This window comes from Nocardia grenadensis NBRC 108939, from assembly GCF_001613445.1.
GTDB lineage: Bacteria > Actinomycetota > Actinomycetes > Mycobacteriales > Mycobacteriaceae > Nocardia > Nocardia grenadensis.
Window position 1 is genome coordinate 1 of the sequence record NZ_BDCJ01000066.1, and the last position, 1,047, is coordinate 1,047.

The window sequence follows — 1,047 nt, forward strand, 5'->3', positions numbered from 1 at the left end:
TTTACCGATCCAGCCGAGGTGGGTTTCCAGGATCTGCCCGATATTCATACGACGCGGCACACCATGGGTGTTCAAAATAATGTCCACCGGCGTGCCATCGGGCATGAACGGCATATCCTCGGTCGGCAAAATCTTGCCGATCACACCCTTGTTCCCGTGCCGGCCCGCGAGCTTGTCACCGTCCTGGATCTTGCGCTTCTGCGCCACATACACCCGGACCAGCTCGTTCACACCCGGAGGCAGATCATCGTCATCCTCACGCGAGAACACGCGGATACCGATCACCTTGCCCGACTCACCATGGGGCACCTTCAGCGAAGTATCACGCACCTCACGCGCCTTCTCACCGAAAATCGCCCGCAACAACCGCTCTTCCGGCGTCAGCTCGGTTTCACCCTTCGGAGTGACCTTCCCGACCAGAATGTCACCATCACGGACCTCGGCACCGATCCGCACGATCCCACGCTCGTCGAGATCAGCCAAAACCTCATCGGAAACATTCGGGATATCGCGAGTGATCTCCTCGGCACCCAACTTCGTATCCCGAGCGTCGATCTCGTGCTCCTCGATATGAATCGAGGTCAACACATCGTCTTCCACCAGACGCTGGGACAGGATGATCGCGTCTTCGTAGTTGTGACCTTCCCACGGCATGATCGCCACCAGCAGGTTCTTACCGAGCGCCATTTCACCGTTCTCGGTGCAGGGGCCGTCGGCGAGGACCTGACCGCGCTCGACGCGCTGGCCTTCGTCCACGATGGGACGCTGGTTGGCACACGTGCCCTGATTCGAGCGGGCGAACTTCCGCATCCGGTAGGACTTGCGGGTCCCGTCATCGGCCATCACCGTCACATAATCCGCCGACACTTCCTCGACCACACCGGCCTTGTCGTTGACCACGACATCACCGGCATCCACCGCGGCCCGCAACTCCATACCGGTACCCACCACAGGAGCCTCGGAACGAATCAACGGCACGGCCTGACGCTGCATATTCGCACCCATCAGAGCACGGTTGGCGTCATCATGCTCCAGGAACGGAATCAT

General features: G+C 60.1%; 1 pseudogene. It reads right to left on the minus strand.

Annotated features, from left to right (window positions below):
• Positions 1–1,047, minus strand: a pseudogene (locus NGR01S_RS29740) (DNA-directed RNA polymerase subunit beta); the annotation flags it as partial.